The organism is Pontibacter sp. E15-1 (assembly GCF_022601975.1).
In the GTDB taxonomy this organism is placed as follows: domain Bacteria; phylum Bacteroidota; class Bacteroidia; order Cytophagales; family Hymenobacteraceae; genus Pontibacter.
The window spans coordinates 324,167-348,529 of record NZ_JAKVIR010000001.1 but is presented as its reverse complement, the minus strand read 5'-3'; the positions used below and the strand labels follow the sequence as shown (position 1 = coordinate 348,529).

The 24,363-nt window shown below is 53.8% G+C and carries 22 protein-coding genes; 14 read left to right on the top strand and 8 right to left on the bottom strand.

Annotated features, from left to right (window positions below):
- The first annotated feature begins 129 nt into the window (after positions 1-129).
- The 5 genes from MKJ04_RS01440 to MKJ04_RS01420 all read left to right on the top strand — a co-directional run bounded on the left by MKJ04_RS01440 (position 130) and on the right by MKJ04_RS01420 (position 6,245).
- A complete protein-coding gene (locus tag MKJ04_RS01440) occupies positions 130-828 on the top strand; it encodes an exonuclease domain-containing protein (protein WP_241638551.1) in 699 nt (232 codons plus the stop codon).
- The gene (locus tag MKJ04_RS01435; protein ID WP_241638550.1) at positions 825-2,732 is read left to right on the top strand and encodes a DUF294 nucleotidyltransferase-like domain-containing protein; all 1,908 of its coding nucleotides are present in this window, start codon (positions 825-827) and stop codon (positions 2,730-2,732) included. The genes MKJ04_RS01440 and MKJ04_RS01435 overlap by 4 nt, the downstream gene beginning before the upstream one ends.
- Positions 2,733-2,752: 20 nt before the next feature.
- Positions 2,753-3,436, top strand: coding sequence for a 2'-5' RNA ligase family protein (locus tag MKJ04_RS01430; RefSeq protein ID WP_241638548.1), 684 nt, complete (start codon positions 2,753-2,755; stop codon positions 3,434-3,436).
- A gap of 184 nt (positions 3,437-3,620) precedes the next feature.
- Positions 3,621-5,195, top strand: a complete 1,575-nt coding sequence (locus tag MKJ04_RS01425; RefSeq protein ID WP_241638546.1) for a T9SS type A sorting domain-containing protein — start codon at positions 3,621-3,623, stop codon at positions 5,193-5,195.
- Positions 5,196-5,333: 138 nt separating this feature from the next.
- Entirely contained in the window at positions 5,334-6,245 is a 912-nt protein-coding gene (locus tag MKJ04_RS01420) for an AEC family transporter (RefSeq protein ID WP_241638544.1), read from the top strand.
- 206 nt (positions 6,246-6,451) lie between these two features.
- Here the strand turns inward: MKJ04_RS01420 and MKJ04_RS01415 are convergent, their stop codons facing one another.
- Positions 6,452-7,069, bottom strand: a complete 618-nt coding sequence (locus MKJ04_RS01415; protein ID WP_241638542.1) for a hypothetical protein — start codon at positions 7,067-7,069, stop codon at positions 6,452-6,454.
- Positions 7,070-7,294: 225 nt separating this feature from the next.
- Here MKJ04_RS01415 and MKJ04_RS01410 point away from each other — a divergent pair, with 225 nt between their 5' ends.
- The 6 genes from MKJ04_RS01410 to MKJ04_RS01385 all read left to right on the top strand — a co-directional run bounded on the left by MKJ04_RS01410 (position 7,295) and on the right by MKJ04_RS01385 (position 11,002).
- On the top strand, positions 7,295-7,834 hold the full coding sequence (locus MKJ04_RS01410) for an RNA polymerase sigma factor (protein WP_241638540.1): 540 nt from the start codon (positions 7,295-7,297) through the stop codon (positions 7,832-7,834).
- A 31-nt stretch (positions 7,835-7,865) separates the two neighbouring features.
- Positions 7,866-8,141, top strand: a complete 276-nt coding sequence (locus tag MKJ04_RS01405) for a hypothetical protein (RefSeq protein ID WP_241638538.1) — start codon at positions 7,866-7,868, stop codon at positions 8,139-8,141.
- Positions 8,134-8,613: a periplasmic heavy metal sensor gene (locus tag MKJ04_RS01400; protein ID WP_241638537.1), complete on the top strand. Its 480-nt coding sequence runs from the start codon at positions 8,134-8,136 to the stop codon at positions 8,611-8,613. The genes MKJ04_RS01405 and MKJ04_RS01400 overlap by 8 nt, the downstream gene beginning before the upstream one ends.
- 112 nt (positions 8,614-8,725) lie before the next feature.
- Entirely contained in the window at positions 8,726-9,508 is a 783-nt protein-coding gene (locus MKJ04_RS01395) for a YHYH protein (protein WP_241638535.1), read from the top strand.
- Positions 9,509-9,599: 91 nt separating this feature from the next.
- Positions 9,600-10,136 carry a toxin-antitoxin system YwqK family antitoxin gene (locus MKJ04_RS01390; RefSeq protein WP_241638533.1) on the top strand — a complete coding sequence of 179 codons (537 nt, stop codon included), beginning with the start codon at positions 9,600-9,602 and terminating at the stop codon, positions 10,134-10,136.
- Positions 10,137-10,381: 245 nt separating this feature from the next.
- Positions 10,382-11,002 carry an SCO family protein gene (locus MKJ04_RS01385; RefSeq protein ID WP_241638531.1) on the top strand — a complete coding sequence of 207 codons (621 nt, stop codon included), beginning with the start codon at positions 10,382-10,384 and terminating at the stop codon, positions 11,000-11,002.
- A 472-nt stretch (positions 11,003-11,474) separates the two neighbouring features.
- Here the strand turns inward: MKJ04_RS01385 and MKJ04_RS01380 are convergent, their stop codons facing one another.
- Entirely contained in the window at positions 11,475-12,002 is a 528-nt protein-coding gene (locus MKJ04_RS01380; protein WP_241638529.1) for a CopD family protein, read from the bottom strand.
- Positions 12,003-12,379: 377 nt separating this feature from the next.
- Between MKJ04_RS01380 and MKJ04_RS01375 the strand changes: the two genes are divergently transcribed.
- Both MKJ04_RS01375 and MKJ04_RS01370 read left to right on the top strand, forming a co-directional pair.
- Entirely contained in the window at positions 12,380-13,501 is a 1,122-nt protein-coding gene (locus tag MKJ04_RS01375) for an alanine racemase (protein WP_241638528.1), read from the top strand.
- A gap of 34 nt (positions 13,502-13,535) precedes the next feature.
- Entirely contained in the window at positions 13,536-14,369 is an 834-nt protein-coding gene (locus tag MKJ04_RS01370; protein ID WP_241638526.1) for a glycoside hydrolase family 25 protein, read from the top strand.
- Between the two features lie 78 nt (positions 14,370-14,447).
- Here MKJ04_RS01370 and MKJ04_RS01365 read toward each other — a convergent pair whose 3' ends face one another.
- The 6 genes from MKJ04_RS01365 to MKJ04_RS01340 form a co-directional block, all read right to left on the bottom strand.
- Entirely contained in the window at positions 14,448-15,302 is an 855-nt protein-coding gene (locus tag MKJ04_RS01365; RefSeq protein ID WP_241638524.1) for a hypothetical protein, read from the bottom strand.
- 195 nt (positions 15,303-15,497) lie between these two features.
- Positions 15,498-15,770, bottom strand: coding sequence for an acyl carrier protein (locus MKJ04_RS01360; protein WP_241638522.1), 273 nt, complete (start codon positions 15,768-15,770; stop codon positions 15,498-15,500).
- A gap of 127 nt (positions 15,771-15,897) precedes the next feature.
- Positions 15,898-19,077, bottom strand: coding sequence for an efflux RND transporter permease subunit (locus MKJ04_RS01355; protein WP_241638520.1), 3,180 nt, complete (start codon positions 19,075-19,077; stop codon positions 15,898-15,900).
- Positions 19,078-19,295: 218 nt separating this feature from the next.
- Positions 19,296-20,348, bottom strand: a complete 1,053-nt coding sequence (locus tag MKJ04_RS01350) for an efflux RND transporter periplasmic adaptor subunit (protein ID WP_241638518.1) — start codon at positions 20,346-20,348, stop codon at positions 19,296-19,298.
- A gap of 19 nt (positions 20,349-20,367) precedes the next feature.
- Positions 20,368-21,723: a TolC family protein gene (locus MKJ04_RS01345; protein WP_241638516.1), complete on the bottom strand. Its 1,356-nt coding sequence runs from the start codon at positions 21,721-21,723 to the stop codon at positions 20,368-20,370.
- Positions 21,724-21,802: 79 nt separating this feature from the next.
- A complete protein-coding gene (locus MKJ04_RS01340; protein WP_241638514.1) occupies positions 21,803-22,279 on the bottom strand; it encodes a GbsR/MarR family transcriptional regulator in 477 nt (158 codons plus the stop codon).
- Between the two features lie 356 nt (positions 22,280-22,635).
- On the opposite strand from MKJ04_RS01340, the gene glgP reads away from it, so the two are divergent.
- Entirely contained in the window at positions 22,636-24,303 is a 1,668-nt protein-coding gene (gene glgP / locus MKJ04_RS01335; RefSeq protein WP_241638512.1) for an alpha-glucan family phosphorylase, read from the top strand.
- Positions 24,304-24,363: the final 60 nt, after the last annotated feature.

The following is a 24,363-nucleotide window of genomic DNA, read 5'->3' as shown; positions in this document are numbered from 1 at the left end:
CTGCCAGCCATACTATATTTCCCTGTTTGTTAGCCTATTTTCCTGCCAACTAAGATAAAGACATTTCTGTGTATCTGGTAAATCCGCTGCTCATTTTTCACTTGCCGAATTTATACCTACTTTAAGGCCGTGAGAGAGTATTTACTGTTTATTGATACCGAAACAACCGGTATACCCCAAAACTGGAACGCCCCGTACGCAGACAACACCAACTGGCCCTGCTCGGTGCAGGTGGCCTGGGCCATTTATACCAGGGAGGGAAAGGAGGTAAAGGCGGTGAACTATTATGTGCGCGATGAGGATTTCGAAATCTCGCCGGTCTCTCTCAAAATACACGGCATCACGCAGGAGTTTATACAGGAGCGGGGCGTGCAGCGCGAAGAGGCGCTCCTGCAACTCACCGCCGACCTGCAGGAATACCAGCCGTTGGTGGTTGCTCATTTCATGCAGCTGGATTACCACATGGTGGGCGTGGGCTATCACAGGGCCGGCATGCCAAATCCGCTGCTGGGGCTGCCGCTTTTTTGCACCATGCTCGCCTCCACCGACTTTTTGCTGCGCCCGCATCAGCGTTTCCTGCGTTTGGGGGAGATGTATGAGCGACTCTTCGGGGAGCCCTTCGAGAACCAGCACAATGCCTTGTTCGACGCCAAGGCGACGGCCAGGTGCTTCTTTGAGCTGGTGCGTCTTGGCGACATCAACGACGCCCTGATCGACAGGCAGGAAGCCGTGCCGCCCAGAAAGGATTCCTTCAAAAATAAGACGGGCTGTGGCCTTGTCTTCTTGTTAGTGTTCTTCATCACGCTTTTTATTAGGTACTGGATATGACGGATCAGCTTGAGTTTCTGAAAACGGTGCAGCCCTTCAACGTGCTCTCCGAAGACGTGCTGCTGGGGGTAGCCGAGTTGCTGCAGGAGGTGCGCTATACCAAAGACACGCTCATTTACCACCAGGAGGTGACGAAGATGCGCGGCGTGGACATCATCGTGGACGGGGAGTATGAGGCCTTCTTTTACGACTCCGACCAAAACAAGCGCGTGATCGAGCTGCACCACAAAGGCTACTGCTACGGTGGCGTCTCGGTGCTGCTCAATCGCAAGAAGTCGCTCCGCTCCGTGATCGCCAAGAAGGGCACCTGCGTGTATTTCCTGCATCGCCGCGACTTCCGGGCGCTCTGCCAGACAAACGAGGCGTTCTTCCAGTTCTTCACCGGGGAGTTTGGCAAGCGGATGATGGACGATGAGTATGCCCACTTCGTGAAGAAACCCACCAACTTCGAGCAGAACTACATCGTCTCCGATCAGCTGTATTCGCGCAAGATTGAGAGCATGGAGTATCGGGAGCTGGTGCACTGCCTGCCCGACACGCCTGTTTACCAGGTGGCCAAGCTGATGGCCGAGCAGAAAGTAAGCTGCCTGTTTGTGCAAGACGCGCAGGGCCGGGTGGCTGGCTACGTAACGGACATTACGCTGCGCGACAACGTGGTGGCGCAGCAAGTGGATGTGCACAGCCCCGTCAGCAGCATCATGGACAACCCGATTGTCTCTATCAATACGCAACGGTATGTGTATGAGGCGATTTTGCTGATGTTCCGGACGCAGACGCGCTACCTGCTGCTGGAGGAAAACGGCCAGTATCTGGGCTTTATCAGCCGGAACAAGCTGTTGAGCGAGCAGGCGCAATCGCCGTTCATGTTCATCCAGTCGGTAAAACTGGCCCGTTCTGTAGACGAGTTGCGCCGGCGCTGGCAGAAAGTGCCGGAGATTGTGTACCAGCTGCTGAACCGCGGTGTGAAGCCCGAGATCGTGAACCAGGTCATCACCACCGTGTCGGACACCATTGCCCTGAAGGTGATTGAAAGCGTGATCGACGAGATGGGCACACCGCCCGCCAAATTCGCCTTTATTGTGTTGGGCAGCGAGGGCCGCAAAGAGCAGACGCTCAAAACGGACCAGGACAACGCCATTATCTACGAAGACAAGGCCAACGAGCAGCGCGAGCTGGTGCGGGAGTACTTCCTGAGCTTTGCCGAAGAGGTGTCGGACAGGCTCGACAAGATCGGGTTTAGCTTCTGCACCGGCGGCTACATGGCCAAAAACCCCAAATGGACGCACTCGCTCTCGCACTGGAAGCGCAACTACGTGAGTTGGATGAAAGAGCCGGACCCCGACAGGGTGATGAAGTTCGCCGCGTTTTTCGACTGCCGCTTCATCTTCGGCGAGGAAGCCATCATGGACGAGCTGCGCGGTTTTCTGGACGAGGAGATGCAGAAGCCGCTGGGCCGCTTCCTATACCATATGGCCAACAACGCCATACAGTACGAGCCGCCGCTCACCTACTTCAAAAACATCCGCACCTTTACCGTCGGGAGCCAGGAGGTATTTAACATAAAAAAAGCAATGACGCCCATCGTGGACCTGGTGCGGGTATACGCCCTGCAGCACCGGATCTTCAAGACCAACACCGGGGAGCGGCTGGAGGCCCTCATGCAGAAGGGGGTGTTCACCGAGAACGAGTACCACGAGCTAATGCAGTCTTACTACTACCTGATGAGCATGCGGCTCAAAAAGCAGGCAACCCAGATCATCAGCGACAAATCGGAGCCGGAGAACTTCATCGTCATCCGGAGCCTGACCAAGATTGAGCAGGTAACCCTAAAGGAGATTTTCAAGACCATCGCCAACTTCCAGACCAACATCAAGGTAAAGTTCACGAACGCGCTGTTTGGGTAAGACGACCAACAGAAGAGGCCATGGAGTTAGAGAATCACTATGCCGCGCTTTGGGAAAATTCCCTCCAAGAATTCCGGCTAGGCAGATTTGAAATCGACCCATACCTGACATCGGCGCACGACGACAGGTATGGCATCACGCAGCTTTTCCGGCCGGAAGATGCCGTGAAAAAAAATATCGCAGCGTTCCTGCAGGAACTGAAGCAACTGGAGCCAAACCAGTATTATTACCCGTCCTCCGACATCCATACCACCGTGCTGTCCATTATCTCGTGCCATACCGGCTTCCGGTTGGAGAGCATTGAGGTGGGGGAGTATGTGGCTGTTTTGCAGGAGTGTATGACCGATGTTGCCCCGTTCAGGATTGATTACCGCGGAGTTACGGCTTCTCCGGCCTGTATCATGGTGCAAGGGTTTCCGGAAACGGGCCAACTGAACGCGCTCCGCGACAGGCTGCGGCAGCGCCTGAAAAGCTCCCCCCTGCGCCACAGCATCGACAGCCGGTACGTGTTGCAGACCGCGCACAGCACGGTAGTCCGGTTCAGGGAACCCCTCCGAAATGCGGCGGCTTTTTTAGAAAAGCTTCAGGAGTTCAGAGCCCACGCATTCGGGAGCACGCGGGTGCAGCAGGTGGAGTTGGTGTACAACGACTGGTACCAGCGGCAGGAGGAGGTGCGGAAACTGGGCGTGTTCCGTTTTAAATAACGCTCCGGCAGCGCAACCTTTCTCCCCGATTTGAATACAAGTAGGTGTCCTTCTAGAGGCACCGCGTCACGTTCTTAAATTTTTCCAGGCTATAAAGTGGGTATAAAACACGGCTTGTACGTGTTTTAGAGTGATGGATTGTCTTCTGTCGTGCTGTTTGCTCACTGTTTTACACGTTTTGTCTATGCGTTTCAAGTACTTTCTGACCATACCCCTGCTGGGGCTTACCTTGCTTTCTGCCGCCGCGCAGGCCCAGACTGCGCCGCCTACGGCCTCTGTTACAGTAAAATTGGCCGTGCCGGAAGGTATGCGGGCGGCGCCTTTTAACGTAGACCGCTTTGCCACAGTGCCGCAAAACTTTGGGCTGGAGGTATACGCCCGCGTGAGTGGCGCCCGCTTTATGGCCGTGGCACCCAACGGCGACCTTTTTGTGTCGATGCCCTGGGATGGCAAGGTGCGGGTACTGCGCCCCGATGCAAGCGGCAATATCATCAGCTACGACTACGTGAGCGGGCTGCAGCGGCCACACGACATCGTGTTCCATCAGATCGGGGAGACGCAGTATGTATACATTGCGGAGAAAAACCAGATCAACCGGTATACCTATACCCCCGGCGACCTGTCGGCAAAAGGCCGGGAGATCGTGGTGGCCAACCTGCCGGATGAAACGCTGTCGGAGTTGCAGGGGACGTATGGCCACGTGCTCAAAAACATCGCCCTCGACCGCAACCACAAGCTCTACGTCTCCATCGCCTCTACCTGCAACGCCTGCACGGAAGACACCCAGAGCAACCCGAAGCGCGGGGCCATTTATATGTATGATGCGGACGGAGCGAACCGAAGGCTGTTTGCCGAGGGAATCCGCAACGCCGAGGGGCTCGATTTTGTGCCCGGCACCAACAACCTCTGGGTCACGATCAACAACCGCGACCAGATTGCCTATCCCTTCGATGACGCCTCCGGGATGTATGGGAAGGTGGTGCAGTCGTACGTAGACAATAATCCGCCGGAGGGCTTTACGCTGGTGCGCGACGGCGGCAACTACGGTTGGCCTTTCTGCAACTCCGACGGGCGCAACGGCCTGGACAACATGCCCTTCATTAACGACTACCAGCTTAACCGCACCGGCACCGTGGACTGCGCCGCTATGGATCGCTTCGTGAAAGGCATCCCGGCACACTCTGCCCCGCTCGGGTTCAACTTTACGCAGGGCTCCGCCTTGCCGCAGGCGTTCCGCAACGGGGCGCTGGTGGCCCTGCACGGCTCCTGGAACCGCTCGAAGGCCACGGGATACAAGATCATCTACTTCCCCTGGCAAAACGGCACACCCGGAGATCCGGTGGATGTGGTGGGAGGGTTCCTGAACAGCGACTCTACCGAGGCCTACAGCAGGCCCGTGGACGTGGCGATCGGGAAAAACGGCGAGCTATACATCTCCGACGACAAAGCCCACGCCATTTACAAGCTCACGTATAATGCCCCGCTGGGCACCCAGAACGAAGCATTGGAGCGCGCCATACAGGTATACCCGGTTCCCGCTTCCGGGCAGCTGCAAATTGCCCTGAAAAACCTGAGCGGCCGGGAGGCCCGTTTTATCCTCACAAATGCGCAATCGGCCAACGTGCTGGATGTGCGTAAGTCGCTGAAAGCAGGCGAGAACAGCATCACCCTGCATACCGAAAAGCTGGCCGCGGGCGTCTATTTCCTGCGCATCCTTTCCGGCGACGCCCAGGTAGTGAAGCGCGTTGTGTTGCAGTAGAAAACGAAAGGTATACCATATAGGTAGGGCAGCCCTCTGGCGGGGGCTGCTTTTTTTATACCTCCCTTGTGCGATTACTAAAGGCCGGGGCGTACCTTTGGGTATGATTTGCGCGTTGCACCAGCTATTGACACATGCATGAGTAGTATAATCCTGTTGGTTGGATGTCTGGCGCTGGGCCTTCTGCTGCAAAAGGTCCGTGCCTTTCCGATAAACTCCCCGCTGGTGCTCAACCAGTTCATCATTTATATATCGCTGCCGGCGCTGGCCCTGTATTTCATACCCGAGATCGTGCTGGGCAGGGCGGTGCTGGTACCTGTGGGCGTTGCCTGGATCTGCTTTGCCGCCTCAGCGCTTTTCTTCTGGACGTTGGGGAAAATGTTCGGGTGGTCGCGCAAGTTGGTTGGCTGCCTCATTCTCACCGCCGGCTTGGGCAACACTTCCTTCATCGGCTTCCCCGTTATCGAGGCGCTTTATGGGGCCGAGGGACTGAAAACGGCCATCCTGATTGATCAGCCGGGCACGTTTGTGGTGCTTTCTACCTTTGGGGTGGCGCTGGCCGCCATTTTCTCCAAGGGCCAGCCCGACGTGAAAGCCATCACCCGGAAAGTCCTTCTCTTCCCGCCCTTTCTCTGTTTTTTCCTGGCGCTGCTGCTCAACGTGCTACACATCAGTTTTCCGGACGAGATCAAAGACGTGTTGCAGCGGCTGGGCAGCACCGTGACGCCGCTGGCCCTGGTGTCGGTAGGGATGCAGTTGCGCATCGAGCGGCGCAGCAGACACTGGGGGTTTCTGGTCCTGGGGCTGACGTTTCAACTGGTGCTGGCGCCGCTTCTAATCTACCTGCTCTATGTAAAGGGGATGCGGATAAGCGGCAGACTTGCGCAGATTTCGGTGCTGGAGGCAGCCATGGCCCCCATGATCTCGGCCAGTATCGTGGCGGCATCCTACGGCCTCAAACCCCGGTTGGCCAACATGATGGTCGGCATCGGCATCCCCCTGTCTTTCCTCACACTCGCTGTCTGGTACTGGTTCCTGCAGGGGGTTTAGTTTTTCGTTGATCGTTGTTGGTTGATCGTTGTTCGTGTTTCGTTTTTCGTTTTTCGAGAATTATAGTATTGCATAATGAAGGCTATACCCCAACAGTATAATTTATGCCCTCATTCTGAATACGAAGCACGCGCAACAAATTCAGATCATCCTTATTTTCGAAAAACGAAAAACGAACAACGATCAACGAAAAACGAACAACGAAATCAAAAATGTTTGATCTTTTCAATCAGGAGGTAGTTTTTGAACTGGTGGATGAGGCGGTCCATCTCTTCTTCCTTTTGCCTGAGCGCCTCCACCTCCTCATCAGACTGCAGCAGCACGGGGCGTAGCCGGAACAGGCTGTCCTGAAGCTGCGGGATGGCGGCCTCGATGTGTGGACGCATACCTTCGGGCAGTTCTGTCAGCAGGCTCTGCTCCAGTTCGGCAATGTAGCTCTCCAGAAAAGCCACCATGTCCCAGGGGTTGTTGGGGCGGTTCCAGGTGAAGGTGGTGTTGCAGCGGCGGCAACGGTAGGTGTTGCTCTTCCAGCCCTGGGCATTGCTGGCGACACCATTTTTCTTGAGCAGGTCTGCCTTTTGGCATTTGGGGCACTGTGCCTTGTCTTCTATTATTTTCTCCAGCTGCGCGCGTTTACCCTGTATGGCTGTGCGGTTTTCTGCGTGGTGGTATAGCTGCTTCTCTAAGTTTTGGCAGGCCTCCGACAGTTGCGCGTGCTGCGCACTCAGCTCACCGGAAACGCCTAGCTGCGCACCCCGCTTGCTGAAAAAGCGGATCAGTTTTATCAGTTCTCTCTCGTTTGGTTTCAGGGCGGCGTGGTTCATCCGGCAAAGGTAGACGGAATAAACACGAATTACGAATGCAGTATGAGGAGAATGCGCTGCAGTGTTTCGGTCAGTACCTTAAATACGGGTTGCACTTGCTCCATATTTAAGACAAAGACAAGTGTGAGATCTATCCTCCGTATGGATTCAAAAGAGTTCGAAATCCCATTAATTTTGTATACTTAGGCTCTCCTTTGAAGCAAGAAAATCAATGCTGTTTTAAGAATGACAAGCCAAGCGGAATTCGAGTCCATCTACAGCGAATACAAGAGCCTTGTCTTCAACGTTTGCCTGCATTACGTTTTGAACAGAGAAGATGCCCAGGACCTTGCTCAGGAAGTTTTCGTGAAGATTTATCACCACCTGGGCCAATACGATTCGGAGACGGCATACCTGAAGACCTGGATTTACCGCATCGCCATCAACCAGTCGCTCGATTTTCTGAAAGCGAAGAAGAGGAAAAAGCGGTTCGGGTTTATTACCTCACTTTTTCATCCCGAGTCAAATGAGTTGGCACATGATGTGGCAAAGGTCAGCCACCCCGGTGTGCCGCTGGAAGAGCAGGAGAGTATGGAGGAGCTTTTGCAGATCATTTACGCCTTGCCAGAAAAGCAGAAAACAGCCATCATTTTAGCGAAGATCGAGGATAGGCCGCAAAAGGAAGTGGCCGAGATCATGCACACCAGTGTGAAAGCCGTGGAGTCGCTGCTGCAGCGTGCCAAGCAGACAATCGAGAAAAAATTGAAAGGCAGCGAAGGATTTTGAGTAATAGGTCGTACTACTTATTTTAAATGCTATGGACATCGACAAGAAACTGGATTCACTGAAAAGGATACAACCTGTGGATCCGCCCCCGTTTTTGTACACCCGCATCATGGCGCGCATCGAGTCGGCTGGCAGCCTCCCAGCACCATTTGCCTGGAGGTGGGCTTTTGTTGCGGTATTCATCTTGCTGCTTTCGCTTAATTTTTCTGTCCTTCTCAAGACTTCCGATGAGCCAACCAGCCCGGGTATTGAAGAAGTGATTTACGCAATGGATTTATCCACTACAAACGATTTATACCGTGAGTAAACTAAGGCTGCTGAGTATCGCTGTGATAGGTTTATTGGTGATGAACCTGTTCATGGTCGGATTTTTATTTTTCCGTCAAAGCCCGCACCCGGGAGGAGGGCGGCCACCGTTTGCGCAGGAAGGGCCGAAGCAGAGGATCATCGAGCAGCTGCACTTTGATAAGGCGCAAGTCCTGCAGTATGAAAAACTTATTGACCAGCACAAAAAGGCTATCAAGGGTTTAAATAATCGTGTGAGGGAGACAAAAAGCGAGCTTTACCAGACATTAACTGAAGAGAACACTAGCACCAAAGACTCTCTGATCAAGGAATTGGGGAGATTGCAGCAAGAGATAGAAACAGTGCACTATAATCATTTTGCTGACCTCAGGAAGCTTTGCAAACCTGACCAATTAGGGTATTTCGAGACGTTGACAATCAGCCTCGCGGATTTCTTCGATCCGGCAAAAATTGCCCCCAGGCGTCCGGAATAGCTACTTGCCACGTCTCTGAATAGTCATTTAAAATTAAATTAAAAAAATAAAGTGTCGGGCGAAGGATTGCTTTGAAAAGGTAGTATTCATCTTTATAACAAATCATATACTGATGAAAAACCTCCGTAAACCCTTTGCCCTAACAGTTGCCATGAGCGCGTTGGCTGTCGGCATACTTGTCTCCTGCGACACCGACGACGACGAAGTAACACCTACCACGACCGCTTCGGCCGGAACTGTTTCGATAACCGATGCCGTCAGCTCGAATTTCAAAAGCGCGGTTACTATTTCAGTGGGCACAAACAGTATCGTGCTGAAATCAAATGGAGTGCCTGATCACGTGAGTCCATACTGGGGAAGTGCAAGTGCTTTATACGAGGCGCCTACCTTGACCGGGCAGATTGTAAACCCCGGCTCACTTCAGGAGCAAACATTTGTGATGACAATCCCCATTTTTCCAGCGGAGGCTTCTACTAAAGAGGAGACTTCACTCGGGCCGATAGGTATGGCGCTGAATGGCGTGGCGATTTACAATGATCGGGAGGGTGGCAATGTTCCGGTGGATGCCGGTACCCTTCAATCGTTTGACAGGAGCGGGGCGCACAGCGGGCCAGGTGGTTTATACCACTATCACTTTAACGGCGATTTCACTTCCCTTGACGATGCCAACCTTATTGGGTTCTTAAGAGACGGGTTCCCAATTTATGGGCGTCAAGACAAAGACGGTACCTACCCCTCAGACTTGGATACCAACGGCGGCCATACAGGCGTGACGGCTGATTTCACAACGCCCATCTATCATTACCATACCTCGAATGTCAGCTACCTGGATTCGCGGTTCTATGTTCTAAAGGCAGGCAGTTACAATGGCACAAAAGGCACATTCACGTTTTAGCGTTTTTCCATACAGCCTATTTCTCGTTCTGTTGTTTTGCGTAGGCTGTGCGGAGGATAAAAAAGAAGCAGTCGCAGTTAATTTCGAGAAAGTGGATACCTCTAAAATTCCTGCGGATACTGTTTCTGTTCTTGCACCTGAACTGGCTCTGACAAATGGGGTATACTTTTTCCATGATAAGCCCTTTTCGGGGTTTATCGTGGAGAAGTATGAAAGCGGCGTCCTGAAATCTGTCGGCTCTTATTATCAGGGAAAGCAACATGGGCACACCAAAACCTATTACCCCAACGGAAACCAGAAAGACATCAGAAGCTACCGGGAGAATGTGGGCTTTGGCCGGCATTATGGGTATTGGGAGAACGGGAACATGAAGTTCGATTTCACTTATTACCATGATAAGCGCGAGGGACTTCAAAAGCAATGGTATGAAAGCGGTAGCCCATACGCCTTCCTGAATTTTAAAGACGACCAGGAGCACGGGATGCAACAGGCCTGGCGCGAAAACGGAAAGCCATACATCAACTACGAAGCCAGGGACGGCTTTCGATACGGGCTGCAAAAATCTGCTTTGTGTTATAGCTTAAAGGATGAGGCAGTAAAATTGAAAGTGCTGCAAAAAGCGAATTGAAGCTACCGCTTGCTTATACTTTGAAGAAAACAGCTGCGCCAATTCCCAAAAAGCAACACCGAAAGCCGGTTTGCTGTGAAGAATGTAAGACATATTCTGTCAGGACTTTTGCATCTAATCGAAACACGGAGCGAAAGCAGTCTGCAGCCTGCCGTTGTTGTGTGTTCTCACCAACAACTTGTTGGTCAAAAGACGCAACAAGGGCAGCTTTGCAAAAGTCCTATCTGTATAAAATCGAATACTACATGAATCGTTTAATTGTCCTCTTGTTTACCCTCGTGATGTTCTCCTGCCAAAAATCAGGTAGAGTGCTCCCATACTATGATTCAGCTGACTTCACACCAAAATGGGAATTGCCCGCCAACAAAGAATTTCATCAAATCCGACCGTTTAGCCTGATCAATCAGGAAAACCAGGAATTTACGGAGGCAGACATGGAAGGGAAGATAAGCGTTGTGGATTTTTTCTTCACCTCGTGCCCGGGCATTTGCCCTAAGCTGACCAGCAGCATGACCGATTTGCAGCAGGAGTTTTTAGACAATGACGACATTCTGCTGCTCTCTCACAGTGTAACCCCAGACTACGACAGTGCCGCCGTACTGAAACAATATGCCATTGACAAGGGAGTAGACTTTAAAAGGTGGAAACTGTTAACAGGAGATAGAAGCGAGATCTATGACCTGGGAAGAAAATATTATTTTGTGGAAGAGGATGAGGGTAAAGCGATAGACGAAGATGTGTTTTTGCATACCGAAAACTTTGTGCTCATCGATAAGCAAAGGCATATCCGGGGGATTTATAACGGCCTCGACCCGAATAGTATACAATCCCTGATAGCAGATATTAAGGTGCTTGAATTAGAATAATAACGTGAACTTAGGAGTATTGCGGTTATTTCAAAACTAGAAACCGGTTGTTTCATAGCTTGCTTTGCGCTCCACGCCCGCTGGGGCGCGTTTTCCCGCTCGGCACTGTGCCGTGTCCCTTTGCTCGCTGCGCTGCGCAATACCTCACTCCGTTCGGTACCGGAACCCGCCAAGGTGCCTCTCAGAAAAACTGGGAATCATTTTGCCTTGATCTGACAGTAAAATATCCTCAATGGCAAGAAACTTCATTTTGGGGTTACCTAAACTACAATAATTCCCCAGATGAAGTAATCGAGATGAAGTAATAATGAGTTCTAATTCCAACTCAGAAACGAAAGCGTCCTCTGTAAATCAGCCAGAATAACATGAGTGATTTACAGAGGACGCTTTCGTCATTTTTGTAGCTAACTTTCGCTACACGGCATAGTCAAATTGCCGATTTGCAATTCCCCCTTTCACGTTCCATTATCGCTCATACTTCCCTGACTCTCTTGTAAATCCGGATGGCGAGCATGAGCATGGCCGAGAAGAGCAACAGGCCCAGAATACCCCACAGCATACTCAGGGAGCTTTTGAGCACCACCAAAAACACGATGCTGATCAGAAACAGCGTGGCCACCTCGTTCCAGATGCGCAGTTGGGTAGAGGTATACCTCAGGATGCCCAGTTGCTGCTGTCTGAAAATGCGGTGACAAAGGAAATGGTAGACGTATAGCCCCGCCACAAAGCAAAGCTTCCAGACGAGCCAGCCGGGGATGCTGCCATACAGGTATAGCATGGTTAGCCCGAAAACGAGCGTGAGCAGGGCAGAGGGCCACGTGATGCCATACCACAGCCGCTTTTGCATCAGGGCAAACTGGCGCTGCAGGATGGTTCGCTCCGGCTCCGGTTTCCCGTCTGCCTCGGCATAGTATATAAACAGCCGCACGATGTAGAAAAGCCCGGCAAACCAGGTCACGACAAAAATGATGTGCAGCGCCTTCACGTAGAAAAAACTCATGGCTGTGGTGCTTGTTTTCTGCAAAGGTAAGGCATCCGGCAGAAGCGCACTTCTAAGCGCCTGTATAAATTCTAGGTTTTCAGGTATAAAGTTGCTGCCTTTCTTCTGATTGGCCGCTTTCCCGTTCCGGACTTTCCTGCTGAATGAAGCACGGGGATGCCCGGGTTTTTGCAGCGGACGCTCTCTTTACATTGAGATCTGATATATTAAAATCTGAAAATATTTTTTGGCTAATTACCTGAATTAGCTGCGGCGTAAAGCTGTTGTGCGGGCGGCAGGCAGTGCCGTTTGTCGGGTTAAAGTGCTGCCAGGCGTGACTTTTTGGCTAAACCTGTGTAACTTCACAAGATTTGCCACAAAAACAGTGTTTTTGAATTATGAGAATAACCACACCTACACTACTACTGGATAAGAGGAAGGCCCTGAACAACATCGGCAGGATGGTGCAGAAGGCGAAGGAGAACGGCGTCCGGTTACGACCGCACTTTAAAACGCATCAGTCGGCGCAGGTGGGTGCCTGGTTCCAGGAGTTTGGGATAGACGCCATCACAGTTTCCTCCGTGAGAATGGCCCGGTATTTTGCCAACCATGGTTGGAAGGACATCATGATCGCCTTCCCGGCCAATGTGCTGGAAATGGACGATATGAACGAGCTGGCCACCCGCGTGAACCTGCATCTGCTGGCCGTGAACGTGGAGACAGTGGAGGCGCTGTCCATCGGCCTGAAGCACCCGGTGCAGCTTTGGGTGAAGATAGACACGGGCTACCGGCGTACCGGCGTGCTGGCCAACAACCACAAAGAGCTTGATCGCCTGCTGGGCCAGGTAAAGGAAAGCGGCAACCTGCATTTTGCCGGCTTCGTCGCCCACGACGGCCATACCTACAAGCAAACCGATATATACGCCATCCAGACCATACACAACACCTCGGTATACCTGCTGCAACTTCTGCGCAAGCGTTACAAAGGCCAGTTTCCGAACCTGCAGCTTTCCATCGGCGACACCCCCTCGTGCAGCATCCTGAGCGACCTGAGCGGCGTGGACGAGATAAGGCCGGGCAATTTCGTGTTTTACGACCTAACCCAGCAGCGCATCGGGTCCTGCGGCTTCGATGACATTGCCGTGTGTATGGCCTGCCCGGTAGTGGCCAAGCACCCCAAGCGCGGCGAGATCATTATCTATGGGGGCAGTGTGCATTTCTCGAAAGACGCGCTGGCGCAGGAAGACAGCTCCGTGCTGTATGGCCGCGTGGTAGAGCTCACCAACGACGGCTGGACCACCCCGGTAAACGGCATCGACCTGGTGTCGCTGTCTCAGGAGCATGGCGTGGTCAAAGCCTCGTCCAGGCATTTCGAAAAGTACCACGTCGGCGATATCATCGGGATATTGCCTGTGCACTCCTGCCTCACCGCCGACCTGATGCGGGGCTACATGAGCACCGAGGGAGCGTGGCTGGAGCACCTTTCGGGGGTGCCGCGCCAGGAACTGGTTTTGATATAACGCGTCTGTCTAAGCAAAAATCCCCGGAATAGGTATGGGCATTCCCTCGAACCAGCCAGCGAAACGCGTGCCTCGCCCCAAAGCACAGGCGAAGCCGTTGCCGAAGCAACTTGTAAAACCCAAAGCCAGGCCGAAGAAGAAGCAGAAAAAACCTGTGCCTTACGGTTTCTGGATTGGCCTGGCGGCACTGGCAACGCTGGCGCTGGTGGTGCTGTATGTGGAGTTTTTCGTGGACAAGCCCGTGCCCGTATGGCCTGAGGGACATACAGTATATGGCGTGGACGTGTCGCATTACCAGCGGGAGATTGACTGGCAGCAGGTGCGGGAAAATGAGGTTTCGTTTGCCTTTGTAAAGGCCACAGAGGGCAAGTCGCTGAAGGATAAGTGGTTTGCTGACAATTGGGAGGGTGCCGGGGCGGTGGGCATCGTGCGGGGCGCCTATCACTTTTACCTCCCGTACGTGCAGCCCGAGAAGCAGGCAGAAAACTTCATCTCGATGGTGAAACTCACTTCCGGAGACCTCCCCCCGGTGCTGGACGTGGAGGTGCGGGGCCGGCGGCCGGTGGCCGTGCTGCGCCGCGATCTGAAGGTATGGCTGCAGCAGGTGGAAGCGGCCTACGGCGTCAAACCCATTATTTATACTAACTATACCTATTACAAAGACTATCTGGCAGGGCACTTCGACGGCTACCCGCTCTGGATCGCGCATTACAAAGTGCCCAAGCTGCTGCTCGAGAAAAGCGATACCCTGAAGCTGGCGTTCTGGCAGCATACCGATGGCGGGGCCATCAAAGGGATTGAGGGCGCGGTGGACTGCAACGTGTTCTACGGCAGCATGCGCGAGCTGCGCAGCGTGTGTATCCCATAAATCGGCAAGCCGAGCCAGACACAAAAAAGCGGCGCTACCATTTCGGTAGCGCCGCTTTTTTGTGAAGTAGCCATAGCGCTAATAGCGCTCGCTGTAGTTCCGGTCACGGTCTACGGTGCGTCCTCTGTTTCGGCTCTCCAGGTAGTTTCTGTCTGCGTAGTTGCTGTCGGAGCTCACAAAGCCGCCCTGGGAGTTTCTGTCGCCGTAGCCGCCGCTGTAATAGCCGCTTATTCCATAGGGCTGGTCGTTGCTGTAGCCGCTGTCGCTTCCCCCATACATATCCTGCGCACGGTAGTCAGGGCGGCTTCCGCCATACTCGTGGCGGGAGGTGCGGTTGTAGCCGCTGCCCGTATAGTTGCCCTGCGCGCCGCCATACCCCCTGTGCTCACCACGGCGGGATTCTGTCGCGTCAAAGTTATACCGACCATGGCCCTGGCCCTGAAACCTGCGGGAGGTATCGTCTCCGTACAGATCGCGGTTGTCTCTTTGCTGGCTTCGTGAACTGTTGTAGTCGCGGTGCTCATACCGGTCAAAATCGCTGTCTCCAAAGTGGCTGCGTCCGCTGCCGCCCTGGCCCGATCTGCCCATACCGCTGTAATCGTTGTAGTTGGAGGTGATGCCCTGGGGGCGCTGTGCGGAATAGCCGCCTCTTGCCCCTCCAAAGCCCTGGGCTCCGCCGTAGCTGCCCATGCTGCCAAAGCTGGAGGAGGAGCCATACGCACTGGATGGCTGGTTGCGCCTGCCTGTGTTGCGGGAGCCGCCCATCTCGTTGCCCTGGTTGCCCCAGGTGCCGGCATTGCCCTCGTTTCCGTAGCCGCCGCGCGCCGAAGTGCCATAGTCATCAAATCTGTAGTCGTCCTGTTCCGGGTGTCGGTAACGGTCGGAGCGGTGCGTTTGGTAGTTGCCCCCTCGACCTGAGAAATTACTGTTCATAGCTGCTTTCGTTTAAAAGTGGATAAAACGCTATGGCGCATGTTTAAATTTCGCTTTCAAAAAGACGGATTTTAAACATGCGCCTATAGTAGTCTAAACGAACGCAGCGAGTAGGGGTTAAGCCAGGGCGGGGAATTCTGGCTCGCCGTTCGGTATAAATATTCCCGGCGGCATGCCTGGGTAAGGGTATAGCCGTTACACGCAGGCTTCGCTAAGGGCAGGCTGCTGCTGGCTCTGGATATACCCCACAAAGTCGTCTACAGAGTATACCGGCACCTCGTCGGGGATATTCAGGTGGTAGATTTTCTCCAGTTTCAGGATCACATCCACCACATCCAGGATACTGAGGCCCAGGCTGGTCAGGTCGCGGACTTGCAGGAGGCGGTCAGGCGACACTCGGGTCACGGAACTGATTACTTTCACAACTTCTTTCTCGATCGCCTGTTGGGTGTAGTTTTGTGTATGCATGGCTGTATGAGTTTAATGAAATTATTGCTTTGGCTTGTGCGGCTGCGCACGGGTAGTCCGAAAATGCTGTGCTTTGCGGAAGCCGGAAGCCTCCGCAAAGCACAGGTATACATTCTGGGGGCAGGGCTTAGTACGCGTGGGCGTGGTCCATCTTCTGCTCCTCGAGCAAGGCAGTCTCCCGCTCCATTTCCTCCATGGTTTTGTCTTCCAGCTCAATCACGTTTTTCTTATCCATACCTAACTTGGCCAGGATGCGGTCGAAACCATAGTAGATCACGGGTACCACGATCAGGGTCAGGAACATGGAGGAGCTCAGGCCACCGATCAGAGCCCAGGCCAGACCGTTCTTGGTGGCGGCCACGGAGCCACCAGCCAGGGCAATCGGCAGCATGCCAATCACCATCGCCAGCGTCGTCATCAGGATCGGGCGGAAACGGATTCTCACCGCTTCAATCAGGGCGTCTTTCACAAACACACCTTCGTCCTTCAGCTTGTTGGTGAAGTCTACCACCATGATCGCGTTCTTGGCCACCAGACCGATCATCATGATGATACCCAGGATAGAGAAGATACTCAGCGTCTGGGCAGCCAGCGCCAGGGCCAGCAGGGCACCAATAATAGCCAGCGGTATAGAGAACAGCACCACCAGCGGATACACGTAGGAGTCATACAGTGCCACCATGATCAGGTACACGAAGACGATGGAGGCCAGCAAGGCTAAACCCAGTGTACCGAACCCTTCGCTCTGGTTTTTCAGGTTGCCGCCAAACTCGATACTCACCCCGGCAGGCATGTTCACTTCAGCGATTTTAGCCTGGATGTCGGCACCTACCGAGCCCGACGGACGGCCGATTACCTGTGAGTTCACGTTCACGGAAGTCACGCGGTTATACCGCTCCAACTGCGACGGACCGGTAGACTGTCGGATATCGGCGAACTGCGCCAGGCGCACCAATTGCCCCTGGCTGTTCACAAAAGACAGGTTGCCGATGTCGGTTACGCTGCGGCGGTCAAACTCGTCCAGGCGGATGTTGATGTCATAGTCTTCGGTGCCGGAGCGGAAGGTCACGTCGGAGTTGCCGCTGAAGGCCAGCTGCATGCTCCCGCCCACGTTTTCCAGCGAGAGGCCCACGTTGGCCATTTTATCGCGGTCCACCACCACTTCAATCTCCGGGTTACCGCCCTCTACCGACATGTCCACGTCTACCGTACCGTCCACGCTTTCCGTGATAGCCATCACTTGCTGCGCGAAAGTCATCACCGAGTCCAGGTTTGAGCCAGAGACGATGAGCTGGATCGGCGCCTGGGCGGTTCCTACCAGACCTACCGGAACCGGGGTCACCTCCACATCCGGCAGTTTGCTTTCGATGTCTGCTTTGGCCTGGCGGCTGAACTGGTCGGTGCTGAAGCTGCGCTCCTTCACGTCCACCAGCGTCACCGACACATCGGCTTTATACGCGGTGTTTTGCCCAGCCTGCGAGGAGGAGGTGGTGCCTACCGTGGTAAACACTTTCTCCACTTCAGGTATCGCCTCCAGGTACTTTTCCACTTGCCGGGTGGCAAAGTTGGTCTGCTCTACCGTGGCGTTCTTCGGCAACTCCAGCTGAAGGCTCACCTCACCGCGGTCGCCGGCAGGTATAAACTCAGAACCGATGAAGCCATATGGCACCAGCATAAACGACCCCACCAGCATGAGCAAGGTTACGGCCAGCGTGATAAACTTGTGGTTGAAGGCCCACTTCAGTGTAGCCGTGAAGCCGTCGATGATGCGATCCAGGAAACGCTCGAAAGCAAGTATAAACCTGCCGAAGACGTTTTTATCTGAGATATGCTCCAGTCGTGAGAAACGGCTGGCCAGCAGCGGAATCAGGGTAAAGGCCACGAACAGCGAAATCATGGTTGCCACAGCCACCACCACCGCGAACTGGCGCAGGATGTCCGATACCAGGCCGGAAGAAAGCGCGATTGGTATAAACACAACCACGATTACAAGCGTGATGGATGTTACCGTTGCCATGATCTCCCGGATACCGTCGTAGGCAGCCTGGGCGGGCTTCTTACCCATCTCCATGTGGCGGTGTATGTTCTCGATCACCACAATGGCGTCATCCACCAGGATACCCACCACCAGCGAGAGGGCCAGCAGGGACATCAGGTTCAGGGAGTAGCCAAACAGGTATATAACGATGAACGTGGCCACCAAAGAGGCCGGGATGGAGATCATCACAATCACGGCGTTGCGCAGCGAGTGCAGGAAAAGCAGCATCACCACGGCCACCAGTATAACCGCAATCAGCAAGTCGTGCATCACGGAGTCAGCGGCTTCCAGGGTGAAGTCAGAAGAGTCGCTGGCAACGTTGAAGTGCAGGCCCTGGCTGGCATAGCTTTGCTCCAGTTTGGCAAGCGCTTCCTTTGTCAGGCGGCTTACTTCCACGGCGTTAGCGTCGGACTGCTTCTGAATCGTGATACCCACCGATGGGGCCGAGTTTACGCGGGTCAGCACCTCCGTGTCCTTTTGTGTGTCCTGTACTTCCGCTACGTCTGCCAGGCGCACAATCCCGTTCTGGTCTTCGCGGAGGATCAGGTTACGCAGCTGCTCCAGCGACTGGAACTTACCGGCGAGCCGGATCTGTGTCTGTCCGCTTTCCTGCTTGATCTTACCGGTTGGGAAGTCGAGGTTGGAGTTGCGGATCTTCTGCTGCACCTGCAGGATAGACAGGTTATAGGCCTCCAGTTTGTTGGCGTCGATGTTCACTTTGATCTCACGCTCCTGTCCTCCCAGAATCTTGATGGCTGCCATACCCGGTACCCGCGACAGCTCCGGCTTGATCTTCTTGTCGATCAGGTCATAAAACTCCGTGGCCGACATATTCGCCGTGGCCCCCATTTTGATGATCGGAAGGTCGTCGAAGTCGAACTTGTTCAGGGTAGGGGCGTCCGCGTTTTCGGGCAGCTTGGCCAGGATGGTGTTGATCTTCCGCTGTGCATCCTGCAAACTCAGGTCCACATCGGTGCCCTGGTTCAACTGGATGGTGATGATGGAGAAACTCTCCAGAGAGGTGCTTTTCATCTCCTTCACGTTCTCCAGCGACGACAGGGCGTCTTCAATCTCCTTGGTTACCGAGTTCTCTACCTCGTTTGGCGAAGCGCCCGGATAGATGGTGCTGATGGTGAGCACCGGTGGGCTGAACTTGGGCAGCAGCTCGTAGTTAAGCGAATTGTAGCTGGCAACCCCGAGCAGCGTGAGGACGGTAAAAACCACCACGACCAGAGTAGACCGCTGTATGGATAATTTGGTTATGTTCATTTTATTGAGTTCTCTTGAGAAAGAAGTTATTGCTTTTACAGCTTTAGACATACCGCCAGTTTGAGCGTAGCGGTAACTGGTGGTTGCTATTAGCCGCCAGTTTGTAACTGGCATATTCCTAACTATAGTTTAGCCAGTTACAAACTGGCGCTATGCTCAGCCACAAGTTGCGCTGACGCTAAACTTGCGGCATAGGGGATGATTTTGATGCCGATAAATTAAAGCACCGATACTTTTATACCTTCGCGCAGGTTAATCTGGCCACTTTTAACAATCTGCTCTCCGGGCTGCACACCCTCCAGCAGCTCTACCTTGTCCTGTGTCACGATGCCCACTTTTACTTTGCGTAGGGTTGCTTTCTGGTCTTTCACCACGTACACGCTGGGGTTCTGGATGCTGCCGACAATGGCTTCGCGCGGTAACAGAATGGCCTCGCGCTGATCTGCAACGGCAAATAAGGCGGTACCATACATACCGGCTCTCAGGTTGTTGTTGGCGGCGTTTTTCACTTCTATTTCCACGTCAAACTTCAGGGTAGGGTCCGCTTGTGCGGCGATGGCGGTCACCACGCCCTCATACTCCTGTCCTGCGCCTGCGTCGGCTTGCACCGTCACCTTGTCTCCCTTGTTGATCAGCAGCACTTCGCTTTCTGAGGCTTTCACTTCCAGCTTCAGCTTGTCCACGTTCACGATGTCGTACAGCTTAGTGCTCATACTCAGGTAAGCGCCAACTTCTATGTATATGTTGTTGATTTCGCCGCTGATAGGGGCCACAATGCGCGTTTTGTTCAGGCGCTGGCGGGCAGCTACCAACTGGCCTTGTGTAGACTTCACCGCCATGCGGGCGTCTTCCAGTTGTCTTTGCGTAATGGCATCGCCGGCAGCCAGGTTCTCAAAGCGCTCCAGGTCGCGTTTCGCTTTCTCGGCGTTGGTCTGGGCAGTTGCCAGGTCAGCAGCCATGGTGTTGTTCTCTACCAGCAGCAGCAGCTCCCCGGCCTTCACCTTATCGCCCTTGCGCTTATACACTTTTTGGATCTGCCCCTGTGTCTCCGACAGAAGCGTCAGGCTCTGGATAGGGGCGAAGTTACCCTGTGCCGTGAAAGACTTGTCCAGCTTTGCCGTTTCGATCTCCGTCACGGTCACCGGAATGGCGTCGCTCCTGATTTCGGCTACGGCTGCGTTTGCGGCCATCTGCTCTTTGTTGCTCATCAGCTTAAAGCCAATAGCGCCCAACGCAACAAGTACGACTACTATATAAATTACCTTTTTCATTTTCGTGTATGGTGTGTTTTTACTTGATTAATGTGTTTAGCTCTCCTGTTGCCTGCAGATAGTTCAGCTGGGCGATTTTATACTTCAGTACCTCATTGTTGAGGTTTGTCTGCGACTCCCGCAGCGACACCTCTGACTCCAGCAGGTCGGTGAGCGGCGAGAGGGCCTCTTTGTACAGCTGGTTGGTGGTGTCGTACACCTCCTGGGCCAGGTGCACGTTCTGCTCCTGCGCCTTTATCGCATCCTGGCTGTTTTGCAGCTGGCTGACGGCGTTGCTGAGGGTAGTGGCCGTGTTGGCAGTGAACTTGTCGAGGTCTTCGGTCAGCTTCTTCTGCTCCAGTCGCGATTGCCGGATCTGGGCGTTTTTCTTAAAGCCGTCGAAGATCGGGATGCTCACCTGCAGGCCCACAACCGAGGACTTGAAGTAGGGTATGGAACTATCGAACAGCTCGTTTCGCTGGGTCTGGTAGCCATACTGGCCATAAGCCGAGAGGGTAGGGTAATAGCCCGCCCGGAGGTTTTTCTCCTGCAGATTGGTCAGCTGTTTCTGGGTGTTGAGTAACTGGAACTGTGTTTTGCGGGTAGCGGCAGTGGCGGCGTCCACAGTGCCCGGCACCACGTTTTCGAGCGGGATCACCGCGTCCTGCAGGCTAATCTCCTGCTCCAGGGGCATACCCATGAAAAACTTCAGGATATTCTTCTGCTGCTCAAAAGCGGTTTGCAGGCTCTGCTGCTGGTTCTGCAGGTTGGTGCGGCTCACCTTAATGCGGTTCACGTCTACCTTCTTCACCAGGTCGTTCTCATACTGCAGCTGCATGATCTTCTCCAGTTGGGCCAGCCTTTCCAGGTTCGCCTCGATGGTGTTAAACTGCGCTTTTGTCTGGAGTGCCTGCAGGTAGGCCGCGCCGATATTGTAAATCAGGTCTTCCTGCACCATGGTTTTGCGCAACTGGTAAAGCTCCTGAGTGGTTTTGGCGGCCTGCAGCCCCACAAAGTACGACTTGTTAAAGAGCAGCTGGTTGACCTGCACGGTGCCTTTTACATTATAGTCCTTACCAAACTGCACCGGGATGTCTGTGCCCGGCTGGCCCGCGAGGGCACCCGGCAGAATCTGCGTGGGCAAGGCCGGGAAGTAGTCGAGGCCGCCGCTTGCCGTAACCTGCGGCAGGCCCACGCTCTTCGTCTCACGGATTATCTGGTCAGCGATTTGCTCGTCGTAGCCCGCTTTTTTCACGTCTTGGCTATGCTCCAGGGCGTATCGGATGCTCTCCTCCAGGGTCAACTCCATCGCAGGGTGGTCAGCTGCAGGGCCCTGTGCAAACGCTGGTTGCAGGGAGAGAAGCATCAAACTGATAAAAAAATATTTCTTAATCACTTTGGGTATTGTTTTAAACTGTTTATATTTTATTGTTTGGTTCTGAAATAAAAGAACTATATAGGCTTAAAAAAAGAGGCTACTCTTTTCCCCTGGATTTTTCCCAACGCTGCAGAAGTGACGGAAAGTCTTTGTACAGAAACTGCAGGAAGCTCGTGAACTCCTCTATGTTGCAGTTGAAGTTTGCTGTATTATCTGCCTTTCTTACCTCCAGCACCTCCTGCAGCACATAGCTTATTTTCACCATGTGCTCCATTTCTTCCTGTATCACCTCTCGCCAATTGCCCAGTTTAATCCGGAAGTAGCGCTTGCGGTCGCCTGAAAAGGTGGTATAATCGACGCGGCCCATGTGCATAAGCAGGTTAAGGGCTGTGCTGGTGGCGCTCTTGCTGATGTTCAGGGATTCCCGTATCTCGTCGAAAGTAAGTTCAGGGCGCGGGGACACATACAGAAGACCCAGGATGCGGCCTGCAACCGGCTGAAATCCTTTTTCCTCATTTGCAATGCCGAGCTTCTCAATCAGCGCTTTTCTCCTGTCGTCGAGTTGTATGTTCATAAAGCAGTATCTTTTGTTCTGTTATCCGAACAGTGCAAAGGTAAAGATAGTTCTGTTAGTTCCAACTTTTGAGAACCAAAATTTTGATATACTTTTTTTGAGGCGCAAGAGCAAGAAAAGAAGCCCTGAAGGCATATATCGGAATAATGTAAGGGGAGGAGCAGGTGGGAGGGAATCAGACCGGCAACCAACTACCACCATAAAACCGTAGGCATATACCTGGTAAATGCGTAGGTTTAAGCTATTTATCAGGCCGGTTGAAATTTTATGCCCGAGGCATCGTTGACCGATAGCTCCAGAAAGGCTTTCTGCCCCGGTTTATACCTGACACTTAACAAAAAAAGAAAAGACAGCTTATGGCTTCATCCTATAACAGGTGGTATCACCCCTACGACGCAAACGAGAAGTACACCCGCCGCGCAGCGTATTTCTGCATGGAGTTCGCTATTGACCAATCCCTGAAAATTTACTCCGGGGGCCTGGGCTTCCTGGCAGGCTCGCACATGCGCAGCGCCTTTGATTTGCGCCAGAACCTGGTGGGTATAGGGATGCTCTGGAAATACGGTTACTACGACCAGGAGCGGAACGAGGACCAGAGCATGCGCCCGCACTTCACGCAGAAGTTCTACAGCTTTCTGGAAGACAGTGGCATTACGGTGCGCGTGCTGGTAAACAACCACCCGGTGCTGGTTAAGGCGATGGTGCTGAAGCCCGAAACCTTTGGCACAGCCCCGATATACTTCCTGACCACTGACGTTCCTGAAAACGACCACCTCGCCCGCACCATCACCAACCGGCTCTACGACCCGGAGCCGACCGCGCGTATTGCCCAAAGCATTGTACTGGGTATCGGCGGAGCCAAGGTGATCGAGGCCCTCGGCGGAGCCGAAACATACCATATGAACGAGGGGCACGCGCTTCCGCTCGCCTTTCACCTGTACCAGGAGTATGGCAAGAAAGACGAGGTGCGCCGCCGCATGGTGTTTACCACCCATACCCCCGAGAAGGCGGGCAACGAGGAGCACGACATCCAGATGCTCCACAACATGAGCTTCTTCAACGGCCTTGCCCTGGAGGAGGTGCGGGAACTGACCACCACGCCCGGGCAGATGTTCAACCATACCCTGGTGGCCCTGCGGCTGTCGAAGGTTGCCAATGGCGTGTCCGCTTTGCACGGCGAGGTGTCGCGCGGCATGTGGTATGAAAACGAGAACATCTGCGAGATCAAGTCGATCACCAATGCCCAGAACGTGCCTTTCTGGATGGACAAGCAGCTTTGGGAAGCCCAGGAACACAACAAGGACATGACCATGCAGCGCCGCAAGGCAGAGCTGAAGCGCAGTCTCTTTGAGGAGGTGGCAGACCAGACCGGGAAGCTCTTCAAGCCGGATGTGCTGACTATCGTGTGGGCGCGGCGCTTTGCCGCCTACAAGCGTGCCGACCTGCTGGTGCGTGACCTGGAGCGTTTTGTGAAGTTTGTGAACAAGCAGGATATGCCAGTGCAGGTGATCTGGGCCGGAAAACCATATCCTTTCGATCATAACGCAGTGCACGTGTTTAACAAGCTGGTATACATCTCGCAGAAACTGGACAATGTGGCGGTACTGACGGGGTATGAGCTGGCCCTGTCGCGGAAACTGAAGCAGGGTGCCGATGTCTGGCTAAACACGCCGCGCAGACCTCGGGAGGCGTCCGGCACCAGCGGCATGACGGCAGCCATGAACGGGGCCGTTAATTTATCGGTGCAGGACGGTTGGCTGCCCGAGTTTTCGCGCCACGGGGAGAACAGCTTCGTGTTTCCGGTGGTCGATACCTCGCTGCCCGACGAGCTTCAGGACCAGGAAGATTACGAGAACATGATGAAGATACTGGAGCAGCAGGTGGTGCCCACTTACTACCGCGACCGCGAGCGCTGGATGCGCGTGGTGAAGCAGAGTATGCGCAATGTGGTGCCGCAGTTCGACTCAGACCGCATGGCCCACCAGTACTATGAGCTGATGTATAATTACCAGATGCGAAGCTAGCATCACAAGGCAACCTTTGTCACCATAAGTACACTTTTATACTAATGCGAAAGCCGCTCC

Excerpts from the sequence above, each read along its gene's own strand:
- MKJ04_RS01435 (WP_241638550.1), top strand. The coding sequence starts at position 825 with ATGACGGATCAGCTTGAGTTTCTGAAAACGGTGCAGCCCTTCAACGTG.
- MKJ04_RS01430 (WP_241638548.1), top strand. The coding sequence starts at position 2,753 with ATGGAGTTAGAGAATCACTATGCCGCGCTTTGGGAAAATTCCCTCCAA.
- MKJ04_RS01425 (WP_241638546.1), top strand. The coding sequence starts at position 3,621 with ATGCGTTTCAAGTACTTTCTGACCATACCCCTGCTGGGGCTTACCTTG.
- MKJ04_RS01420 (WP_241638544.1), top strand. The coding sequence starts at position 5,334 with ATGAGTAGTATAATCCTGTTGGTTGGATGTCTGGCGCTGGGCCTTCTG.
- MKJ04_RS01415 (WP_241638542.1), bottom strand. The coding sequence starts at position 7,069 with ATGAACCACGCCGCCCTGAAACCAAACGAGAGAGAACTGATAAAACTG.
- MKJ04_RS01410 (WP_241638540.1), top strand. The coding sequence starts at position 7,295 with ATGACAAGCCAAGCGGAATTCGAGTCCATCTACAGCGAATACAAGAGC.
- MKJ04_RS01405 (WP_241638538.1), top strand. The coding sequence starts at position 7,866 with ATGGACATCGACAAGAAACTGGATTCACTGAAAAGGATACAACCTGTG.
- MKJ04_RS01395 (WP_241638535.1), top strand. The coding sequence starts at position 8,726 with ATGAAAAACCTCCGTAAACCCTTTGCCCTAACAGTTGCCATGAGCGCG.
- MKJ04_RS01385 (WP_241638531.1), top strand. The coding sequence starts at position 10,382 with ATGAATCGTTTAATTGTCCTCTTGTTTACCCTCGTGATGTTCTCCTGC.
- MKJ04_RS01380 (WP_241638529.1), bottom strand. The coding sequence starts at position 12,002 with ATGAGTTTTTTCTACGTGAAGGCGCTGCACATCATTTTTGTCGTGACC.
- MKJ04_RS01375 (WP_241638528.1), top strand. The coding sequence starts at position 12,380 with ATGAGAATAACCACACCTACACTACTACTGGATAAGAGGAAGGCCCTG.
- MKJ04_RS01370 (WP_241638526.1), top strand. The coding sequence starts at position 13,536 with ATGGGCATTCCCTCGAACCAGCCAGCGAAACGCGTGCCTCGCCCCAAA.
- MKJ04_RS01365 (WP_241638524.1), bottom strand. The coding sequence starts at position 15,302 with ATGAACAGTAATTTCTCAGGTCGAGGGGGCAACTACCAAACGCACCGC.
- MKJ04_RS01360 (WP_241638522.1), bottom strand. The coding sequence starts at position 15,770 with ATGCATACACAAAACTACACCCAACAGGCGATCGAGAAAGAAGTTGTG.
- MKJ04_RS01355 (WP_241638520.1), bottom strand. The coding sequence starts at position 19,077 with ATGAACATAACCAAATTATCCATACAGCGGTCTACTCTGGTCGTGGTG.
- MKJ04_RS01350 (WP_241638518.1), bottom strand. The coding sequence starts at position 20,348 with ATGAAAAAGGTAATTTATATAGTAGTCGTACTTGTTGCGTTGGGCGCT.
- MKJ04_RS01340 (WP_241638514.1), bottom strand. The coding sequence starts at position 22,279 with ATGAACATACAACTCGACGACAGGAGAAAAGCGCTGATTGAGAAGCTC.
- glgP (WP_241638512.1), top strand. The coding sequence starts at position 22,636 with ATGGCTTCATCCTATAACAGGTGGTATCACCCCTACGACGCAAACGAG.